Genomic DNA, 18,807 nt, shown 5'->3' on the forward strand with positions numbered 1-18,807 from the left:
ACCCGGGCGGATGTGAGGATGCGCGAGTGTAGGGGCGTGGACGCACGGATTGCATGGCGTTTGCCCCGGTGTGCCGGGGGCTTTGGCGCCCGGGTTGATCGCATCCCCGGATGCCCCGGCCAGCGGGATGCACTATCGTCGCGCCCATGCTGCGTCGGCTCGTCCCCCTGCTTGTCTGTACAACCGCCCTGGCGCTGGGCGCCGTCCGCGCCCAGGGGGCGGGCCCGTCGGCGGCGGCGGGCCCCGCCACGCAGCCGCCCAAGGTGCTGCGCTATGCCTTCCCCATCGCCGAGACCGGGTTCGACCCGGCGCAGATCTCCGACCTGTACTCGCGCGTGATCGCGGCCAACATCTTTGAGGCGCCGCTCAGCTACGACTTCCTGGCGCGCCCCGCGAAGCTGGTGCCCGCCACGGCGGCGGCGCTGCCCGAGGTCTCGGACGACCTGCGCAGCTTCACCTTCCGACTGAAGCCAGGCACCTACTTCGCCGACGACCCCGCCTTCGGCGGCAAGCGGCGCGAGCTGGTGGCCGAGGACTACGTCTATTCCATCAAGCGCCACTACGACCCGCGCTGGAAGAGCCCCAACCTCTACAACTTCGAGAACGCGAAGATCCTGGGCCTGTCCGAGCTGCGCGCCAGGGCGCTCAAGGGCGGCAAGCCCTTCGACTACGACACCCCGGTGGAGGGCCTGCGCGCGCTGGACCGCTACACCTTCGTGGTGAAGGTGGCCGAGCCGTCCCCGCGACTGCCGCTGGCCTTTGCCGACGCCGCCGTGGCCGGCGCCGTGGCGCGCGAGGTGATCGAGGCGGACCCCGACCACGCCATGGAGCGCCCGGTGGGCACCGGGCCCTTCCGGCTGGCCGAGTGGCGCCGCTCGTCGCGCCTGCTGCTGGAGCGCAATCCTGGCTACCGCGAGGTGCGCTACGAGGCCGAGCCGCCCGCCGACGACGCGCTGTCGCAGGCCATCGCCCAGCGCCTGCGCGGCCGCCGCCTGCCCCTGCTGGACCAGGTGGAGATCCAGATCGTCGAGGAATCCCAGCCGCGCCTGCTGGCCTTCCTGAACGCCGAGCACGACTGGATCGAGCGCCTGCCGCCGGAGCTGTCCCCCCCGTACATCCCCCACGGCGCACTGGCGCCCCATCTGGCGAAGAAGGGCATCCAGCTCGAGCGCGTGACGGCCACCGACATCGGCTACAGCTACTTCGCCATGGAGCACCCGGTGGTGGGTGGCTACACGGCGGACAAGGTGGCCCTGCGGCGTGCCATCGCGCTGGCCTACGACGTGCAGGCCGAGATCGTGCAGGCGCGCAAGGGGCAGGCGGTGCCCGCGCAGTCGGTGGTGCCGCCGCAGATGGCCGGGCACGACCCGCGCTTCAAGACCGAGATGAGCGAGCACGACCCGGCCAAGGCCAACGCCCTGCTCGACCTGTACGGCTATGTCGACGCCGACGGCGACGGCTGGCGCGACCAGCCCGACGGCCAGCCGCTGCGGATCGAGTACGCCTCGCAGCCCGACCAGGCCTCGCGCGCGCTGCAGGAGCTCTGGCGCAAGGCGCTGGCCTCCATCCGCGTGAGGGTGGAGTTCAAGATCGCCAAGTGGCCCGAGCAGCTCAAGGCGTCGCGCAGCGGCAAGCTGATGATGTGGGGCCTGGCCTGGAGCGCCACCCAGCCCGACCCCAGCGACATGCTCGGCCTGATGTACGGGCCGAACAAGGGCCAGAGCAACCATGCCCGCTTCGACCTGCCGGCATTCAACGCCCTGTACGCGAAGCAGGCCGTGCTGCCCGACGGCCCCGAGCGCGATGCGCTCATCCACGAGGCCAAGCGCCTGTCGGTGGCCTACATGCCGCAGAAGGTGACTGGCCACCGCATCCTCAACGACCTGCTCCACCCGTGGGTGGTCGGCTACCGCCGCCACCCCTTCCTGCGCGGGTGGTGGCAGTACGTCGACATCGACCCCGCCCTGCGCCCCACCGGGGCCACCGCCACGCCATGACACGCCACCCCTTGCTCGCCACCCTGGCCGCCGCGCTGCTGGCCACCGCCCTGCCCCTCGCCAGCCTGGCGCAGCCCGCCGCGTCGTCCGCCACGTCGTCCGCGCCGCCGGCCGCGGCCGCGCCGCAGAAGGTGCTGCGTTATGCCTTCCGCGTCGCCGAGACCACGCTGGACCCGGCCCAGGCCAGCGACATCTATTCGCGCACGCTCACGGCGCACATCTTCGAGGCGCTCTACACCTACGACCACCTGGCGCGGCCGTCCAAGTTCAAGCCGCTCACGGCCGAGGCGCTGCCCGAGGCCACCGACAACTACCGCACCTGGACCATGAAGGTGCGCCCCGGCATCCACTTCGCCGACGACCCCGCCTTCGGCGGCAAGAAGCGCGAGCTGGTGGCGGAGGACTACGTCTACGCCATCAAGCGCTTCGCCGACCCCGCCAACAAGAGCCCCGTCTGGAGCTACATCGACGGCTTCCACTTCCTCGGCCTGGCCGAGCAGCGCGACAAGGCGCTCAAGGGCAAGCGCCCCTTCGACTACGACGCCCGCGTCGAGGGCCTGCGCGCGCTGGACCGCTACACGGTGCAGATCCGCCTGGCCGAGCCACGCCCGCGCTTCATCGAGTTCCTGGCTGCCAGCGACCTGTTCGGCGCCGTCGCGCGCGAGGTGGTGGAGCACTACGGCGACAAGATCGTCGAGCACCCGGTGGGTACCGGCCCGTTCCAGCTCGCCCAGTGGCGGCGCGCGAGCTTCATCGCTCTGGAGCGCAATCCCGGCTACCGCGAGCGCTTCTACGACGCCGAGCCCGCCGCCGACGACAAGGAGGGCCAGGCCCTGCTGGCGCGCTTCAAGGGCCGCCGCATCCCCATGATCGACCGGGTGGAGGTGTCCATCGTCGAGGAGAACCAGCCACGCTGGCTGGCCTTCCTGAACGGCCAGCACAACCTGATCGAGCAGGTGCCGGCCGACTACGTGAGCCAGGGCATGCCCAACGGCAAGGTGGCCCCCAACCTGGCCAAGCAGGGCGTGCAGGGCTGGCGCCAGGTGCGCGCCGACCTCACCGCCACCATCTTCAACATGGACGACCCGGTGGTGGGCGGCTACACGCCCGAGAAAGTCGCCCTGCGCCGCGCCCTCTCGCTGGGGCTGGACGTGGAACGCGAGATCCGCCTGGTGCACAAGAGCCAGGCCTTCCCGGCCCAGGCGCCCATCGCACCGCACACCACCAGCTACGACCCGCGCTTCAAGAGCGAGATGAGCGATTACGACCCCGCGCGGGCGAAGGCGCTGCTCGACCTGTACGGCTACACCGACCGCGACGGCGACGGCTGGCGCGAGCAGCCCGATGGCTCGCCGCTGAAGCTGCAGTGGTCCATCGAATCGGACAACCGCGGCCGGCAGATGAGCGAGCAGTACCACCACAGCCTCAAGGCGCTGGGCATCCAGGTGCAGTTCAAGCCCGGCAAGTGGCCCGAGCTGCTGAAGGCCGCGCGCGCCGGCAGCTACCAGGTCTGGCACGTGGGCGGCATGAGCGCCTCGCCCGACAGCCAGGGCGCGCTGCAGCGCTACGACGGCACGCAGATCGGCGGCCAGAACCTGGCGCGCTTCAAGCGGCCCGAGTTCGACGCGCTGTACAAGAAGCTCTCCGAGCTGCCCGACGGACCCGAGCGCGAGGCGGTGTTCACCGAGGCCAAGCGCATCGCCGTGGCCTGGATGCCCTACCGCATCCGCTGGCACTCCTACATCACCGACATGGCCCACCGCGACGTGATCGGCTACCGCCGCCCGCTGTTCTGGCAGGACTGGTGGCAGTACGTGGACATCGAACCCACCGCCCGCGCCGACTGACCGCCCCCTGGAGAGCCCCGAATGCCGACGCCCGCGCTGCCCGAGCCCCGGATCACCGTCTACGAACGCTGGCTGGCGCAGGCACGGGGCCTGCGCTTCGCCTGCTACGAGGACCTGTGGCGCTGGTCGGTGCGTGAGCCAGACGCCTTCTGGCGCTCGGTGTGGGACTTCTTCGATCTGCGTTCGCCCGTGCCGCCCACGCTGGCGCTGGCCGACGCGCGCATGCCCGGGGCGCGCTGGTTTCCCGGCGTGCAGCTGAACTACGCGCAGCAGGTGCTGCGCCATGCCGACGCCGCGCACGCCGCCGGCCACCCGGCCATCGTATGGGCCGACGAGCCGGCGCTGGAAGCCGGCCGCCTGGGCGAGCTGGGCTGGCCCGAGCTGCGCCGCCAGGTGGGCGTGCTGGCCGCCCGCCTGCAGGCGCTGGGCGTGGCGCCGGGCGACCGCGTGGTGGCCGTGCTGGGCAACCGGCCGGAGACGGTGGTGGCCTTCCTGGCCGTGGCCAGCCTGGGCGCGATCTGGTCGGTGTGCTCGCCCGACATGGGCCCGGTGGCCGTGCTCGACCGCTTCCGCCAGATCGAGCCCGCGGTGCTGCTGCGGGCCGACGGCTACCGCTTCGGCGGCCAGGCGCACGACCGGCGTGCGCTGGGCGCCGAGCTGGTGGCCGGCCTGCCCACGCTGCGCCACGTGGTCGACGTGCCGGTGCTGGGCCTGGCGGTGCCGGGCGACGGGCAGCCTGCCAGCGGCGGCCCCGCACGCCACGCCTGGGCCGACCTGGTCGCGGGTGAGGACTCGGTGACCCCGCGCCCGCTGCCCTTCGACGCCCCGCTGTGGATCGTCTACTCCAGCGGCACCACCGGCCTGCCCAAGCCCATCGTGCACGGCCATGGCGGCGTGGTGCTCGAAGGCCTGAAGGGCGGCACGCTGCACAACAACCTGGGCGCCACGGTCGAGACCGGCGACCGCTTCTTCTGGTACAGCAGCACCGGCTGGATCATGTGGAACTGCCAGGTCAGCGGCCTGCTGGGCGGCACCACGATCTGCCTGTACGACGGCTCGCCGGCACAGAGCGTGCGCCAGGCCGACGCGCCGGCCGACTGGACGCCGCTGTGGCGCTTCGCCGCGCTGTCGCGCTGCACCTTCTTCGGTGCCGGCGCGGCCTTCTACGCCAGCTGCCTGAAGGCCGGGGTGCGGCCGCTGCAGCAGGGCGGGCTCTCCGCGCTGCGCGCGGTGGGGTCCACCGGCTCGCCGCTGGCGGAAGACGCCTACCGCTGGATCTGGCGCGAGCTGCCCAAGGTGGACGGGCGCGACATCTGGATCGCCTGCATCTCGGGCGGCACCGACTTCGCCGGCGCCTTCGTGGCCGGCCTGCCCACGCTGCCGGTGGTGGCCGGCGAGATGCAGTGCCGCTGCCTGGGCGCGGCCGTGGAGGCCTGGAGCGAGCCCGACGCCGAGGGCCGCGGCCGGCCGCTGATGGACGAGGTGGGCGAGCTGGTGTGCACGGTGCCCATGCCGTCCATGCCGCTGCGCCTGTGGGGCGACGACGACGGGCAGCGACTGCTGGGCAGCTACTTCGACACTTACCCCGGCGTCTGGCGCCACGGCGACTGGATCCGCCTGGTGCCGCGCGAACAGGCCACCGGCGCCATCATCTACGGCCGCAGCGACGCCACCATCAACCGCCAGGGCGTGCGCATGGGCACGGCCGAGCTCTACCGCGCGGTGGAGGCCCTGCCCGAGGTGCTGGACAGCCTGGTGGTGGACCTGGAGTACCTGGGCCGCGAGAGCTGGATGGCGCTGTTCGTGGTGCTGCGCGAGGGCGCGGTGCTGGACGACGCCCTGAAGCGCCGCCTGGTCGCCGAGATCCGCGAGGCGCTGTCGCCGCGCCACGTGCCCAACGACATCTACGCCGTGCCGGCCATCCCGCGCACGCTCAGCGGCAAGAAGATGGAGCTGCCGGTCAAGAAGCTGCTCCTGGGCGCCAACCCGGCCCAGGTGATGAACCGCGACGCCATGGCCAATGCCGCATCCGTGGACTGGTTTCTCGCCTTCGCGGCGCAGCGGGCCCCAGGCGCGACCACAATCGCCGCTCCCTCGGCCACCGCTGCCCCGACATGACCACCACGCTCGCCGATTTCCCCATCACCGCCAAGTGGCCGGCGCGCCACCCGGAGCGCCTGCAGCTGTACTCGCTGCCCACGCCCAACGGCGTGAAGGTGTCCATCCTCCTGGAGGAGCTGGGCCTGCCCTACGAGGCGCACAAGGTCAGCTTCGACACGAACGACCAGCTCAGCGCCGAGTTCGTCTCGCTGAACCCGAACAACAAGATCCCGGCCATCATCGACCCCGACGGGCCGGGCGGCAAGCCGCTGGCGCTGTTCGAGTCGGGCGCCATCCTCTGGTACCTGGCGGAGAAGACCGGCCGCTTCCTGCCCACCGACCCCGCCGCGCGCTACCACGCGCTGCAGTGGGTGATGTTCCAGATGGGCGGCGTGGGCCCCATGTTCGGCCAGCTCGGCTTCTTCCACAAGTTCGCCGGCAAGGACTATGAGGACAAGCGCCCGCGCGACCGCTACGTGGCCGAATCGCGCCGCCTGCTGGGTGTGCTGAACAAGCACCTGGCGGGGCAGCCGTGGATGCTGGGCGACGAGTACAGCATCGCCGACATCGCCGTGTTCCCCTGGGTGCGCAACCTCATCGGCTTCTACGGCGCGGGCGAGCTCGTCGGCTTCGACGAATTCGCCCAGGTGCAGCGCGTGCTCGACGCCTTCGTGCAGCGCCCCGCGGTCCAGCGGGGGCTGCAGGTACCGGCGTGACTCCCGTCGCGCCGGCCGCCTCGTTCACTTGACGAGCGTGGCGAACTGCGGGTTGCGAACCGTCTTGCCGACCAGGTTCTGCACCGCGCGCGAGAAGGCCTCGGCGGTGTTGCGGCAGGCCTCGGGCGCCGCGAAGCCACTGCTGAACTCGTAGTACTCCGAGCTGGTCATCGACTGGCCGTTGCTGGAGCGCAGCGACAGCTCGATGGTCCAGCTGCCGCCGGTCAGGCCGCGCGTGGTCGAGAACTCCAGCTTGTCGACCTTGCCGCTCAGGGTGACGCGGGGGGCGGCCGTGGCCAGGGCGCCGGCCATCTTCAGCTCGTCCTCGAAGGCCTTCTGGATGTACTGGGTGTGGGTCAACCCATCGGCCACCTGCAGCGGGCCCAGGGCCCGGCAGCTGGCGTCGAAGGTGGCCGGCGCGGTGAACGCGGCCAGGCCCACGCCGGAGGCGGCCAGCTGCTTGATGGCGAGGTTGTTGTCCGCCGAGATGGCGTAGCGCTGCGTGGTCGGCGTTTCGCAGCCGGCCAGCAGGGCGCCAGCGGCCACGAGGGTCAGTGCAAGTGCTGCACGGGTCATTGAAGGAATCTCCCTGGTCGATTGAATGGACGCGCCGGAATGGCGCGTCCGAAAGTGTAAGCAAACCGCCGCGACGCGGCCGTCAGCCCAGCAGCACGTTCACGATCGCGTTGCCGATGCCCATCAGGGCCGCGCCCGAGATGAGGCCGGCGCAGATGGGCTCGGCGCCGTCCACCCAGATGGCGTGGCCGCGGGTGCCCGGCGCCTTGTGGCGCAGGCCCATCAGCCAGAAGATCAGCGCGCCCACGAACATGGCGAAGGTCGCCTCGGGCGGCAGCACCACGCCCAGGCCGATGGACACCGACGACAGCGGGAAGCGGCCCTTGGTGAACACGCGGGCCAGCTCGATGAGCACCGCCGCGACCGCCGCCACCGCCATGGCCACGATGGCGCTGGTGGGCAGGCCGGCGAAGCCCTTGGCGATGATCTCCGCCACGCCCTTCCACTGCACCGCGCCCGGCATGGCGAACTGCTCGGAGATGAGCGTGCCGGCCGAGCGCACGCCGTTCGCGTCCGCCGGCAGGAACAGCAGGAAGTACAGCGGCACGCAGGCCATCACGCCCGCGAACAGGCCGATCACGTGGCCCATGGCCTGGTGGCGCGGCTTGCCGCCCAGCATGTAGCCCGGCTTGATGTCCGACAGCAGGTTGGCGGCGTTGGAGGAGATCTCCGCCGTCATGCCGGCCGGCAGCAGGTTGCTCGCGGGGTTGGTGCGGTCGATCGCGCCCATGGTGAACTGGGTGATCTTCGACAGCGAGCCGGTGGGCGTCCACGAGGTGAGCGCCATGGAGTTGGTGCAGATCACCGTGAGCACGAAGATCAGCGGCAGCGACGCCAGCGCCAGGCCCATGCTGACGCCGAAGAACTGGTGCGTGATCCAGGCGCCCAGCAGGCTGAACACCGGCACGCCCACCCAGCTCATCCACAGCGGCAGCTCGATGTCCTTCAGCGGGTCGGGGCCGTGGTCCTTGGCGGCCGGCGACTGGCCACCGCGCAGCGACTTGAACGCGGAGGTGAACAGCTCGGGCTTGGCCGCCAGGCTCACCAGCGAGCCGGCCACCATCATGGTCACGCCCCACCACATGGACCACTGGTTGACGATCTCGGCACGCGAGATGGGCACGACGGTGCCGTTGTCCAGCACGCGCTGCACGATGTCGCCGCGCTCGATCATGATGGGCGCCAGCACGGCGAAGTTGACGAAGGCCCCGAGCAGGCAGCTGGCCGCCACGGCGATGCCCATGAGGCCGCCCACGCCCAGCATGGCGGCGTCCAGCGTCAGCCGCAGGCCCAGCGCGCGGAAGTCGGTGCCCAGGATCTTCAGCGCCGCGCCGCCCGCCTGGTAGTAGTAGGTGTCCAGCCGCTCATGGAAGACCCAGGGCTCCTTCATGCCAGCCCACTGGTCCATGCGCAGCAGCTTGAACTGCAGCAGCTTCATCCAGCCGTCGCTGATGAGCGCCTGGTAGGTGGCCGCCCCCGCCGCCACGATGCCCAGCAGCTTGGCCTTGAACAGCCCGGCCCCCGCGGCCCCGTGGTACAGCGAATCCAGCACTACGCCGCAGGCCCGGCCCTCGGGGAAGGGCATCTGCTCCTCGTTGATGAAGCGGCGCTTCATCGGGAAGGCGATCAGCACCCCGATGATGGAGATGACGATCATCCAGATCATCAGCTGCCACCAGGGCACCACCACGCCGGTGACGAGCATGTAGGCCGCCATGCTCGAGGTGAGCGGCGTCACCACGTAGCCCGCCGCGGTGGCGATGGACTGGGTGCAGTTGTTCTCCAGGATGGTGAAGTCCTGCGCCACGCCCGCACTGTTGAGGATGCGGTAGATCGCGAAGGCCAGGATCACCGAGGTCAGGCCGACTCCGATGGTGATGCCGGTCTTGGCGGCGATGTACAGGCCGGTGGCCGCCAGCACGCCGCCCAGCAGGAAGCCGGTGAGCGCCGAGCGCAGGGTGAGCTGCGCCATGTTGCCGCGGTAGACGTGCTTCAGCCACCACTCGTCTTTCTGGCGGCGGGTCCAGCTGCGGATCTGTTCGTCGGTGAGTTGTTGCAGGGCCATGGTGAGGAATGCAAGAGGCGGCCGCGGTCACGGCCGGGCCGGATTGTGTCAGCCTCGCGCAAGCCGGCCGCTCGGGGCATACCAGCGGCCGCTGGCGCCGGCCCGCCGGGCGCGCTCCAATGGGGGATGACGCCCGTTGCCGAGCCGCCCGCCGGCGCCACCGCCCGGCTGTTCCTGGCCCTGTGGCCGGACGAGCCCGCCACCTTGCAGGGCCTGCGGGCCTGGCAGGCGGCGCTGCGCTGGCCCGCCTCGGCCCGGCCCACCGCGGCGGCGAACCTGCACCTCACCCTGCACTTCATCGGCGCCGTGCCGCGCGAGCGGCTGGCCGAGGTGGCCGACGGCCTGCGCGTGCCCGCGGTGCACACCGACATCACCCTGTCCGAGTGGACGGTGTGGCCGCACGGCGTGGCGGTGCTGGCCCCGCGCGCCGTGCCCGCGGCCCTGCTCGAGCTGCATGGCCGCCTGGCCGAGCGCCTGGCGGCGCTGCAGCTGCCCGTGGACACCCGGCCCTGGCGACCGCACGCCACCCTGGCCCGCCGGGCCGCCGGCGCCGCGCTGGCAGGCGCGCCACCGGCCCCGGTGACCTGGCCCGTGCGCCAGGGCCATGTGCTGGCCGAGTCCGCCAGCGGCTACCACCTGCTGCGGCGTTACGCCTGAGGCGCCGGGGGCGCGTCCACCGCCACCTGCAGGTACGGCGCGAACGCCGGCGGCATGCGGCGCGGCCGGCCGCTGCCGAGCTCGATGCACACCAGCTGCCAGCGCCCGCGCATCACGGTGGCGCCATCGGCCACCCGGCGCAGCTGGAAGCGGCGCTCCATGTGCAGCTTGCCATCCCCCGTGAACAGCCAGGTGCCCAGCACCAGCGGCTCGCCCTCGCCGGTGGGCTGGAGGTAGTCGTACTCCCCCCGGCGGATGGCCATGGCGCGGTCGAGCCGCTGGTAGTCGGCCAGCGTCAGCCCGAGCGAATCGGAGTGCGCCCAGCCGGCCTGCTCGCACCAGCGCACGTACACCGCGTTGTTGGTGTGGGCCAGGCCGTCGATGTCCTCGGCACGGGGGCGCACGTCGAGCGTGAAGGGGGCGGGGTGGTCCCAGCCCTCGGCGGGCATGTCAGGCGGCATGGCGGGCGGCGGCGTGTCGCGCAGGTGACAGGCCGCGGGCAGTCTCGGTGCGGGATGGTAGCGACGCGCGGCCCGGCCGCGCGTGCCACCATCATCGGCATGCACCTCGCCCACCTGCTGATCCGCCAGGCACGGCTGGCGCCCGACGCGCCGGCGCTGTTCCACGGCACCGCGCGCCATGCCACCCACGGCGACTGGGCCGCCCGCGCGGCCGGCCTGGCGCAGCGCCTGCGCGCGGCCGGCCTGCAGCCCGGCGACCGCGTGCTGCTGTGCCTGCGCAACCACCCGCGCTACCTCGAGCTGCTGTGGGGCTGCTGGTGGGCCGGGCTGGCGGTGGTGCCGGTGAACGCGAAGCTGCATCCGCGCGAGGTGGAGTGGATCGTCGGCGACGCCCAGCCACGCTGGGGCGTGGTGTCGGCCGACGTCGTGGACACCGCGCTGGCCGGCCTGCCCTGGCAGACCGAGGTGGACGGCGACGAGGCCGACGCCCTGCTCGCGCCGGCCGCCGACTGGCGCGGCGTGCCGGTGGCCGAGCGCACCCCGGACGACCTGGCCTGGCTGTTCTACACCAGCGGCACCACCGGCCGGCCCAAGGGCGTGATGATCACGGTGCGCAACCTGCTCACCATGGGCCTGGCCTACTTCAGCGACGTGGACGCCGTCACGCCGGCCGACACCATGGCGTACGCGGCACCGCAGTCCCATGGCGCGGGCCTCTACAGCATCCCGCACCTGATGGCCGGCGCGCGTCACGTGGTGCCGGCCTCGGGCGGCGTGGACGCGGCCGAGCTGTTCGGGCTGGGCAGGGCGCTGGGGCCGCTGTCCACCTTCGCGGCGCCCACCATCGTCAAGCGCCTGGTCGACCATGCCGAGGCCGCCGGGCTGACGCCCGAGGACGCCGCGCGCGCTTTCAAGACCATCGTCTATGGCGGTGCGCCCATGTACGTGGCGGACATCCAGCGCGCGCTGCGCGTGATGGGCCCGCGCTTCGTGCAGATCTACGGCCAGGGTGAAACGCCGATGGTGGCCACGGCGCTGGCGCGCCCGCACCTGTGCGACGCCGGCCATCCGCGCCACCTGCAGCGGCTGGCCTCGGTGGGCGTGGCGCAGGCGCCGGTGCAGGTGCGCGTGGCCGACCCCGCGGGCCGCCCGCTGCCGCCGGGCGAGCCGGGTGAGGTGCTGGTGCGCGGCGACAGCGTCATGGCCGGCTACTGGCGCCAGCCCGAGGCCAGCGCGGCGGCGCTGCGCGACGGCTGGCTCTTCACGGGCGACGTGGGCGTGCTGGACGAGGACGGTTTCCTCACGCTCAAGGACCGCAGCAAGGACCTGCTCATCAGCGGCGGCTCCAACGTCTACCCCCGCGAGGTGGAGGAGGTGCTGCTCACGGCGCCCGGCGTGGCCGAGGTGGCGGTGGTGGGGGCGCCGGATGCCGAGTGGGGCGAGGTGGTGGTGGCCTTCGTGGTGGCCGCGCCCGGCACGCCGCCCACGGCGGCGGCGCTGGACGCGCACTGCCTGGCCCAGCTGGCGCGCTTCAAGCGGCCCCGGCGCTACGTGTTCGTGCCGGCGCTGCCCAAGAACGCCTACGGCAAGGTGCTGAAGACGGCATTGCGCGCACAGTGCGCGGCGGGCGCCGGCACCTGAGCCACGCCCCGCACCGCGGCCAGGCCGGTGCCGTGACGGCGCGTGCGCGGCATGCAGCTTGCCGCACGCCGGCCACTGCACTGCCCCAGGAGAACGACATGGCCGGCACCGCCCTCGACGAAGCCACCCGCGCCCAGCTGCGCCAGCAGCTGGACGAGCGCCAGCGCACCCTGCGCGAGGAAGTGCGCGCCATCGACGACGAGAAGGAGGATGCGCCGCGCAGCATCCCCATGAGCCATGTGGAGGACCTGGGTGAGCAGGGCGAGGAGCGCATCCGCGAGGCGGTGCGCCATGCCGAGCAGGAGCGCGACATCGACGAGCTGCGCGCCATCGCCGACGCCCAGGCCCGCATGGACAACGGCAGCTACGGGCTGTGCGTGGACTGCGGCGTGGACATCCCGCTGCCGCGCCTGCAGGCCCAGCCCGCGGCGGCGCGTTGCATCGATTGCCAGGCCGAATACGAGAAGACCCACGCGCCGGTGCCCAGCATCCCGCTGCCGCCCATGCAGTGAACGGCCGGCGGGTCAGCGCCCGGGCTTGCGCGCGATGACGGCGAAGCTGAAGGGCTGTGCGGGCAGGCCGTCGGCGGCCACGGGCCGGCCATGGGCATCGTCCAGCACCTCGGCCCCGTCCCGGAAACCGGCCCGGGCGAGTTCGCGCCGCAGCTCCGGCAGGTCCACATAGTGCGTCACCAGGCGCCAGCCGCCCGCGAAGAACGGCGCCTCCGCCCAGCCGACGTCCGCCCGTGCCAGGCGACGGGCCCGCCAGTAGCGCAGGCTGTGCGCCGGCACCCGCAGCCACGCCCGCAGCCAGGCGCTGCCCGCCGGCCAGGCCGCCCGCCCGGCGTCGCCGGAGGCGCTCCAGGCCGCCGGCCGCCAGGGCCGGTAGTGCGCCGCGGGGCCGCGCAGGTTGAGCGTGGAGAACCAGAACACGCCGCCCGGCTCGAGCACGCGCCACACCTCGCGCAGCACCCGGTGCCGGTCGGCGTGCGCCAGGGAATCGATGCCGTGGTTGCTGAACACCACCAGCGCCTTGGTCTCCTCGCCGAAGGCGCGCAGGTCCCGGGCGTCCGCCAGGCGCAGGTCGGCCGCGGGGTACCGGGCCCGCGCGCGGGCCAGCATGGGCGCGGCGTAGTCCACGCCCACGTAGTCGTGGCTGATCGACTGCAGCAGGGCCACCGTGCGTCCCGGTCCCACGCCCAGGTCCAGGATGGGGCGCCCGCACATCTCGGTGGCCAGGCGGCTGTAGGCCGCGCGCTCGCCCTCGTCGGTGAAGCCCTGGCCGGTGGCCATGCCACGCACCGTGCCGGGCCGCGCGTACCAGGCGCGGTTGCGGCGCTCCATCGACCGGGCAGTCGCCTTGTTGTCCACCATGGCCTGGGCGAGCAACGCGGGTGCCCGCCCCCCAGGGCATGGGGCTTGCCGCGCGGCGTCCCGTCGCCGCCCAGGCCCTTCAGGAGCACCCATGTCCGACGATGTCCGCCGCGGTCAGGCCGCCCCTGCGCTGGACCGGGAACAGTTCGGCGCGCGCTTTCGTGCCGCCTTCCAGGACCCGGCCTTCGACACGGAACAGCCGGCCATCGAACGGCTGGAGACGATCGCCTGGCAGGCCTACGACGGTGGCCGCAAGGCACCGCGCACGCGCCCGGCCGGACCGGGCTTCCACGATCCCGGCTACGCGCTGTCCGACGAGTGGCGTGCCACGCACGAGCGGCTGCGGGCCGCGCAGCAGCGCTGGCGCGACCCCGCGTCCCCGGCGCGGGCGCTGGTGGTGTGTGCCGCCGCGCGCAACGACGGCACCTGCCCGGGCGAGATGTCCAAGACCTTCCGCCTGGCCGGCCTGGTGCGGGGCCCGCTGGAGGCGGCGGGCATCGAGGTGGACCTGCTGGACCTGAGCCGCCTCACCTCGGAGCCGGGCCTGCACATCCACCCGTGCAAGGGCTGCGTCGCCACGGCCATGCCGCTGTGCCACTGGCCCTGCAGCTGCTACCCGAACCACGCCACCGGCCAGGTGGGCGACTGGATGGCCGAGATCTACGAGCGCTGGGTGGCCGCCCACGCGGTGGTGATCGTCACGCCGGTGTACTGGTACCAGGCCCCCAGCCCGCTGAAGCTGATGATGGACCGGCTGGTGTGCGCCGACGGCGGCAACCCCGACCCCACGCTCACCGGCGGCAAGGACGCCGCCCGCGCCAAGGCCGTGGAGCTGGCGGGCTGGCCCTACCCCAAGCACCTGGCCGGCCGCTGCTACGGCCTGGTGGTGCACGGCGACGTGGCGGGCACCGAGGGCCTGCGGCGCTCGCTCAGCGACTGGCTGGACTGGATGGGTCTGGTGGACGCCGGCCCGCGTGCCCGCCTGGACCGGCTCATCGGCTACTACGCGCCCTACGCCACCAGCCACGCGGCGCTGGACGAGGACCAGGCGGTGCAGGAGGAGGTGCGCCAGGTGGGCCATGCCGTGGCACGGGCGGTGCACGCCCTGCGCGCCGGCCGGCTGGCCGACCCCGGGCGCGACCTGCCGGCGCCCCGGCCCAAGTGAGCGGACGGCGACACCGGCCCCACGGGCACGGGATCTGCCGTGCGGCCAGGCCACTTTTCCAGGAGACGACATGAGCCCCGAACAGCAACCCGGTTCCGAGAACCGTGACCCGATCACCGGCGCGCCTGGCGCGCACCCCGTGGGCACCGGCGTGGGCGCCGCACTGGGCGGCGCCGCCGCGGGCGCGGCCACCGGCACCGTGGCCGGCCCGGTGGGCACCGTGGTGGGCGCGGCCGTGGGCGCCATCGTCGGCGGCCTGGCCGGCAAGCGCGTGGCCGAGGCCGTCGATCCCACCGTGGAGGAGGCCTACTGGCGCGACAACTACCGCGAGCGCCCCTACGTGGGCGATCGCAGCTTCGACGACTTCGGACCGGCCTACACCTACGGCCTGCGCGCCTGGGAGTCCCACCCCGGGCAGGCGTTCGACGACCTGGAGCCCGATCTCTCGCGCAACTGGGCCGCCTCGCGCGGCGCGTCCACGCTGGAGTGGCAGGACGCACGCCCCGCCGCGCGGGACGCCTGGCAGCGCGTGTCGGACACCGTCGAGCGCGCGGCGCCTGGCGACAGCGACCGCGACGGGCGCTGATCCACGGGCACCCGACCGGGACGGGCGCTGATCCACGGGCGCCCGACCGGGACGGGCGCTGACCGCGGGCGGCGGGCCCGGGGAGGGTCAGCGCGCCGCCGCCAGCGGCACCAGGTAGAAGCTGATCGACTCCGCGGGGAGCTTCAGCGCCATCGTGCCGCCGCTCACCGGCGTGGCGGCCAGCTTCTGGATGGCCGACAGGTTGGCGCCCGAATAGCGCCAGCCCTTGGCCTGGCCGGCCGCGCTGTAGTGCGCCAGCGTGAGCGTGCTGTCCTGCGGCTCGCTGCTCTTGTTGACGACGATCACCGTGAGCGGACCGGTCTTGCCGCGCCGGGCGGCGAACACCGACACGCGCGACGCGTCCGCGCTGGTGGCGCGCACGCCCCAGCGCCCGAACTGGCCGCCGCGGCCGTCGACGTTGCGGAACATGCGGAAGGCAAAGGCACCCGGCTCGCCGGAGGCCGGCGGCGCCCACAGCGTGGCGAGGTCCAGCCGCTCGCGGCCGAAGATGCCCAGCACGTCCGCCTGGGCCAGCGCGCCGTTCAGGTGGTGCAGCGCGCCCCAGTTGTACTCGGTGACCGCCAGCCGCGTGCCGGGGTAGTTCGCGGCCACCCACTCGCGCATGCGCGGCAGCAGGCGCACCGGCTCGCCGATCCAGCTTTCGTCCACATAGGTGGGGTCCCACAGCGAGCGGGTGGAGCGCAGGCGCAGGGCCTGGGTGGCCGGGTCGGTGGCGCTGGAGAACACGCCCGGGGCCTGGGGGTAGTAGTGCTCGTCCAGGTAGTCCAGCAGGCGCTGGCCGGTGGCGCGCTCATGCGCGCGCATCTGCTGCAGGTACCACTCGGCCAGTGGCACGCCGCCGTGCGCGTTGCGGTCCTTCGGGTTGTTCCACCAGTCGCCCCCCGGGGCGGTGTCCAGGTCGGAATAGAAGTAGGCCGTCCAGCCCCAGCCGGACGGGCCCAGCACCTGGGCGCCAGGGTCCACGGCCTTGATGGCGGCGGCGTACTCGATGGCGCGGTCGCGCAATTCGTCGTAGCCCAGCGGCTGCGGACGGATGTCGCGGTGGGTGTGGCGCCAGAGCTCGGGCTCGTTGTCGAGGCCATAGAGCCTGACCCCGCCGCTGGCCGCCGGCCCGTAGGCACCCACGAGATGGCGCACCCAGTCCTGCACGAAGCCGCTGCCCGCGGCCACGCTGGTGTCGGTGGGCGCGTTGCCCGTCACGGGCGAGCCGTCGGGCCGCAGGCCGTTGCCGCAGTTGGTGTCCCACGGGTCCACCTGCTGCTGCGCGCCATAGCGGCTGACGGAAAAGCCGCAGTCGAAGGGGTGGTTGTCGCCGGGCGGCCGCCGCTTGGCCACCCAGCCCGTCATGGGCACGGTCATCAAGGTGGCCGTGCCGGTGCGGCGGTCCTGCTCCACGAACCGGTCGGCGGCCGAGCCATCGGGCAGCGTGCGGCCGTCGGTGGGCAGCGGGTTGGGGATGTTCTCGAAGAACCAGTCGCTGCCGGTGTTGTCGACGTCGATGCGCCAGTTGTAGCGCGTGGTGCGGTTGCCGCCCCAGCGGCGCACCGGCAGGGCCAGCTCGCGGGCCAGCGCCTCGTCGGCGAAGTTCATGCCGTAGACCTCCGGCGGGATGGCATGGCCGTCGGCGGTGGCATCCACGCTCAGGGCGGGTCCCGGGGCACACAGCACGGCGGCATGCAGGCCGGCCCAGACCAGCGCGGTGGCGCCGCGCAGCAGCAGCAAGGGGGTGTCGATGGGGGGCAGCGGCATGGCGGAGACCTCGGCGAGACAGCCCGCCAGCTTCGCGCCGCCACCGGCCCGGTGCAAGCCACGCGCCGCAGCGAATGGCAAGCAGCTGTATCGACCGGGCGCTCCGTTTACCGCGTCGCCCAGGCCGCCACCTGGGCCGCCGGCATGGCGCCGCTCACGCGGTCCACCTCCTGGCCGCCGCGCAGCTTGACCAGCGTGGGGATGCTGCGGATGGCGTAGCGGCTGGCCGTGCGGGGGTTGTCGTCGCTGTTCACCTTGACGAACAGGGCCCGCCCCTTGAGCTGGGCCGCGGCCTGCGCGAACTGCGGCGCCATCTGCCGGCAGGGCCCGCACCACGGCGCCCAGAAATCCACCACCACCGGCACCGGGCTGGCGGCCACCACCCGCTCGAAATCGGCGTCACCCAGCGCCACCGGGTGGCCCGGCAGCAGCTCGGCCCCGCAGCGCCCGCAGTGCGGGTCGTCGCGCAGGCGCTCGGCGGGCACGCGGTTGGTGGCGCCGCAGCCGGCACATCGGACAAGGGGGGAGGCAGCGCTGCTCATGGCCGGTAGATACGTACCCGGCGCGGTATTTCAAGGCTCAAGGGGCGGCCGTCAAGGCGCGGCGGCCTGCAGGCGCTCGGCCAGCGTGTCGCCCACGTGCTGCATGAAGGCGCGCACCCGGGCGGTGTCGCGCAGGTCGGGGTGAGTGAGCATCCAGATCGGCACGCTCAGCTCCGGAATGGGCTCGGACACCGCCACCAGCTCGGGGTGGTTGGCCTCCATGAAGCAGGGCAGCACCGCCACGCCGATGCCGGTGCGCAGCATGGCCGCCGCGGCGTTGAAGATGTCCACCCGCACACGCACCTGCGAGCTGGCCAGGTGCTGGCGCATCCACAGGTCGTAGACGCGGCTGCGCCCGTCGCGCTCGAAGGCGATCCAGGGGGCGTCCTTCAGCAGCTGCGGCAGGGGCGTCACGGCCTGCGGCAGGCCGGGCGCACCGCGCATCGCGTACACCCGGCACGGGGCCTCGCCCAGCCGCCTGCCCACCAGGTGCTCCGCCACCTGCGACGACAGGCGCAGCGCCACGTCCGCCTGGCGCTGCGACCAGCCGGCCGAGGCCTCGGGGCCGCGTCGCGCCAGGTCCACCATGAACGCGTTCTCCAGCACCTCCACCTCGATGCCCGGGTAGTCGCGCGCGAAGGCCGCCAGCGGGCCCGGCAGCAGGTGCTCCATCACCACGAAGGCCGTCGTGACGCGCAGCTGGCCGGTGAGCCCGCGGTCGCGGCCCTGGATGCGGCGCTCGATCTCGTCGGCCTGGTCGGCCATGCGGCGCGCCTGCTCCAGCAGCAGGGCACCGGCCTCGGTGGGCTCGTAGCCCTGGCGGCTGCGTTCGAACAGGCGGGCGCCGAGCTGGCCCTCCAGCAGGTCCAGCCGGCGCAGCACGGTGGTGTGGTTCACCCCCAGCTGCCGCGCCGCCGAGGCGAGCGAGCCCCCGTGGGCGATGGCCAGGGCGTAGCGCAGGTCGTTCCAGTCCAGGGTCGGCATGGCGGCAGTGTGGGCCATCCCTGCAAATTTGCAAACTTGAACTGCGCCGCGATGCATTGCCGGCAAATCTGCCCGCGTCTACGATGGCTTCCACGACGTAAGATCCGGGTTAACCCCATGATCCCGACCTCTCCCGCCTCTCCGCTGCACAGCCTGGACGCCTGGCCGGGCGAGAGCGCGCGCCCGCCGCTGCGGCTGCTGGAACGCCGCGACGCGATGCGCCCGGCCCGCCGCGCGGCCCGGCCCGCGAGCGGCCAGGCGCACGGCCACGCGCACTGGCTGCAGCGCCTGCAGCGCGCCCTCGGCATCGCCTGAAGGCCCGCGCCC

Annotated in this window: 17 protein-coding genes; 10 read left to right on the forward strand and 7 right to left on the reverse strand. The window is 73.0% G+C overall.

Features of this window, described 5'->3' with window-relative positions:
• Positions 1-146 precede the first annotated feature (146 nt).
• From ACE3UN_RS14935 to ACE3UN_RS14950, 4 genes are read left to right on the forward strand one after another with little or no spacing between them, the layout of a single operon-like run.
• On the forward strand, positions 147-1,997 hold the full coding sequence (locus ACE3UN_RS14935) for an ABC transporter substrate-binding protein (protein WP_374675765.1): 1,851 nt from the start codon (positions 147-149) through the stop codon (positions 1,995-1,997).
• Entirely contained in the window at positions 1,994-3,844 is a 1,851-nt protein-coding gene (locus ACE3UN_RS14940) for an ABC transporter substrate-binding protein (RefSeq protein WP_374675766.1), read from the forward strand. The genes ACE3UN_RS14935 and ACE3UN_RS14940 overlap by 4 nt, the downstream gene beginning before the upstream one ends.
• A gap of 21 nt (positions 3,845-3,865) precedes the next feature.
• Positions 3,866-5,962 (forward strand): acetoacetate--CoA ligase, encoded by a 2,097-nt coding sequence (locus ACE3UN_RS14945; protein ID WP_374675767.1) that lies wholly within the window; start codon positions 3,866-3,868, stop codon positions 5,960-5,962.
• Entirely contained in the window at positions 5,959-6,660 is a 702-nt protein-coding gene (locus ACE3UN_RS14950) for a glutathione S-transferase N-terminal domain-containing protein (protein WP_374675768.1), read from the forward strand. The genes ACE3UN_RS14945 and ACE3UN_RS14950 overlap by 4 nt, the downstream gene beginning before the upstream one ends.
• Before the next feature lie 24 nt (positions 6,661-6,684).
• On the opposite strand, the gene ACE3UN_RS14955 is transcribed toward ACE3UN_RS14950, so the two are convergent.
• Together ACE3UN_RS14955 and ACE3UN_RS14960 are read right to left on the reverse strand one after the other, a co-directional pair.
• Positions 6,685-7,206: a hypothetical protein gene (locus ACE3UN_RS14955; protein ID WP_374675769.1), complete on the reverse strand. Its 522-nt coding sequence runs from the start codon at positions 7,204-7,206 to the stop codon at positions 6,685-6,687.
• A gap of 112 nt (positions 7,207-7,318) precedes the next feature.
• The gene (locus ACE3UN_RS14960; protein WP_374675770.1) at positions 7,319-9,301 is read right to left on the reverse strand and encodes an OPT family oligopeptide transporter; all 1,983 of its coding nucleotides are present in this window, start codon (positions 9,299-9,301) and stop codon (positions 7,319-7,321) included.
• A gap of 126 nt (positions 9,302-9,427) precedes the next feature.
• On the opposite strand from ACE3UN_RS14960, the gene thpR reads away from it, so the two are divergent.
• A complete protein-coding gene (thpR, locus tag ACE3UN_RS14965; protein ID WP_374675771.1) occupies positions 9,428-9,958 on the forward strand; it encodes an RNA 2',3'-cyclic phosphodiesterase in 531 nt (176 codons plus the stop codon).
• Here the strand turns inward: thpR and ACE3UN_RS14970 are convergent.
• Positions 9,949-10,419, reverse strand: a complete 471-nt coding sequence (locus ACE3UN_RS14970) for an acyl-CoA thioesterase (RefSeq protein ID WP_374675772.1) — start codon at positions 10,417-10,419, stop codon at positions 9,949-9,951. The two genes, thpR and ACE3UN_RS14970, sit on opposite strands and share 10 nt — an antisense overlap.
• A 99-nt stretch (positions 10,420-10,518) precedes the next feature.
• Between ACE3UN_RS14970 and ACE3UN_RS14975 the strand changes: the two genes are divergently transcribed.
• Entirely contained in the window at positions 10,519-12,060 is a 1,542-nt protein-coding gene (locus tag ACE3UN_RS14975) for a class I adenylate-forming enzyme family protein (protein WP_374675773.1), read from the forward strand.
• A 98-nt stretch (positions 12,061-12,158) separates the two neighbouring features.
• The gene (locus ACE3UN_RS14980) at positions 12,159-12,572 is read left to right on the forward strand and encodes a TraR/DksA family transcriptional regulator (protein WP_374675774.1); all 414 of its coding nucleotides are present in this window, start codon (positions 12,159-12,161) and stop codon (positions 12,570-12,572) included.
• A gap of 12 nt (positions 12,573-12,584) precedes the next feature.
• Here the strand turns inward: ACE3UN_RS14980 and ACE3UN_RS14985 are convergent, their stop codons facing one another.
• Positions 12,585-13,433 (reverse strand): class I SAM-dependent methyltransferase, encoded by an 849-nt coding sequence (locus ACE3UN_RS14985; RefSeq protein ID WP_374675775.1) that lies wholly within the window; start codon positions 13,431-13,433, stop codon positions 12,585-12,587.
• Between the two features lie 91 nt (positions 13,434-13,524).
• Here ACE3UN_RS14985 and ACE3UN_RS14990 point away from each other — a divergent pair, with 91 nt between their 5' ends.
• Together ACE3UN_RS14990 and ACE3UN_RS14995 are read left to right on the forward strand one after the other, a co-directional pair.
• Positions 13,525-14,598: a flavodoxin family protein gene (locus ACE3UN_RS14990; protein ID WP_374675776.1), complete on the forward strand. Its 1,074-nt coding sequence runs from the start codon at positions 13,525-13,527 to the stop codon at positions 14,596-14,598.
• A 70-nt stretch (positions 14,599-14,668) separates the two neighbouring features.
• Positions 14,669-15,184, forward strand: coding sequence for a hypothetical protein (locus tag ACE3UN_RS14995; protein WP_374675777.1), 516 nt, complete (start codon positions 14,669-14,671; stop codon positions 15,182-15,184).
• Positions 15,185-15,271: 87 nt separating this feature from the next.
• On the opposite strand, the gene ACE3UN_RS15000 is transcribed toward ACE3UN_RS14995, so the two are convergent.
• From ACE3UN_RS15000 to ACE3UN_RS15010, 3 genes are all read right to left on the reverse strand, one after another.
• On the reverse strand, positions 15,272-16,954 hold the full coding sequence (locus ACE3UN_RS15000; RefSeq protein WP_374675778.1) for a glycoside hydrolase family 44 protein: 1,683 nt from the start codon (positions 16,952-16,954) through the stop codon (positions 15,272-15,274).
• 107 nt (positions 16,955-17,061) lie between these two features.
• Entirely contained in the window at positions 17,062-17,496 is a 435-nt protein-coding gene (gene trxC, locus ACE3UN_RS15005; RefSeq protein WP_374675779.1) for a thioredoxin TrxC, read from the reverse strand.
• 51 nt (positions 17,497-17,547) lie between these two features.
• Positions 17,548-18,480 carry a LysR family transcriptional regulator gene (locus ACE3UN_RS15010; RefSeq protein WP_374675780.1) on the reverse strand — a complete coding sequence of 311 codons (933 nt, stop codon included), beginning with the start codon at positions 18,478-18,480 and terminating at the stop codon, positions 17,548-17,550.
• Between the two features lie 117 nt (positions 18,481-18,597).
• On the opposite strand from ACE3UN_RS15010, the gene ACE3UN_RS15015 reads away from it, so the two are divergent.
• Positions 18,598-18,795, forward strand: coding sequence for a hypothetical protein (locus tag ACE3UN_RS15015; RefSeq protein WP_374675781.1), 198 nt, complete (start codon positions 18,598-18,600; stop codon positions 18,793-18,795).
• Positions 18,796-18,807: the final 12 nt, after the last annotated feature.

The sequence above is a fragment of the Ideonella sp. genome, assembly GCF_041918995.1.
GTDB lineage: Bacteria > Pseudomonadota > Gammaproteobacteria > Burkholderiales > Burkholderiaceae_C > Ideonella.

Excerpts from the sequence above, each read along its gene's own strand:
- ACE3UN_RS14940 (WP_374675766.1), top strand. The coding sequence starts at position 1,994 with ATGACACGCCACCCCTTGCTCGCCACCCTGGCCGCCGCGCTGCTGGCC.
- ACE3UN_RS14975 (WP_374675773.1), top strand. The coding sequence starts at position 10,519 with ATGCACCTCGCCCACCTGCTGATCCGCCAGGCACGGCTGGCGCCCGAC.
- ACE3UN_RS14995 (WP_374675777.1), top strand. The coding sequence starts at position 14,669 with ATGAGCCCCGAACAGCAACCCGGTTCCGAGAACCGTGACCCGATCACC.
- ACE3UN_RS14945 (WP_374675767.1), top strand. The coding sequence starts at position 3,866 with ATGCCGACGCCCGCGCTGCCCGAGCCCCGGATCACCGTCTACGAACGC.
- ACE3UN_RS14960 (WP_374675770.1), bottom strand. The coding sequence starts at position 9,301 with ATGGCCCTGCAACAACTCACCGACGAACAGATCCGCAGCTGGACCCGC.
- ACE3UN_RS14990 (WP_374675776.1), top strand. The coding sequence starts at position 13,525 with ATGTCCGACGATGTCCGCCGCGGTCAGGCCGCCCCTGCGCTGGACCGG.
- thpR (WP_374675771.1), top strand. The coding sequence starts at position 9,428 with ATGACGCCCGTTGCCGAGCCGCCCGCCGGCGCCACCGCCCGGCTGTTC.
- ACE3UN_RS15000 (WP_374675778.1), bottom strand. The coding sequence starts at position 16,954 with ATGCCGCTGCCCCCCATCGACACCCCCTTGCTGCTGCTGCGCGGCGCC.
- trxC (WP_374675779.1), bottom strand. The coding sequence starts at position 17,496 with ATGAGCAGCGCTGCCTCCCCCCTTGTCCGATGTGCCGGCTGCGGCGCC.
- ACE3UN_RS15010 (WP_374675780.1), bottom strand. The coding sequence starts at position 18,480 with ATGCCGACCCTGGACTGGAACGACCTGCGCTACGCCCTGGCCATCGCC.
- ACE3UN_RS14950 (WP_374675768.1), top strand. The coding sequence starts at position 5,959 with ATGACCACCACGCTCGCCGATTTCCCCATCACCGCCAAGTGGCCGGCG.
- ACE3UN_RS14985 (WP_374675775.1), bottom strand. The coding sequence starts at position 13,433 with ATGGTGGACAACAAGGCGACTGCCCGGTCGATGGAGCGCCGCAACCGC.
- ACE3UN_RS14970 (WP_374675772.1), bottom strand. The coding sequence starts at position 10,419 with ATGCCGCCTGACATGCCCGCCGAGGGCTGGGACCACCCCGCCCCCTTC.
- ACE3UN_RS15015 (WP_374675781.1), top strand. The coding sequence starts at position 18,598 with ATGATCCCGACCTCTCCCGCCTCTCCGCTGCACAGCCTGGACGCCTGG.
- ACE3UN_RS14980 (WP_374675774.1), top strand. The coding sequence starts at position 12,159 with ATGGCCGGCACCGCCCTCGACGAAGCCACCCGCGCCCAGCTGCGCCAG.
- ACE3UN_RS14935 (WP_374675765.1), top strand. The coding sequence starts at position 147 with ATGCTGCGTCGGCTCGTCCCCCTGCTTGTCTGTACAACCGCCCTGGCG.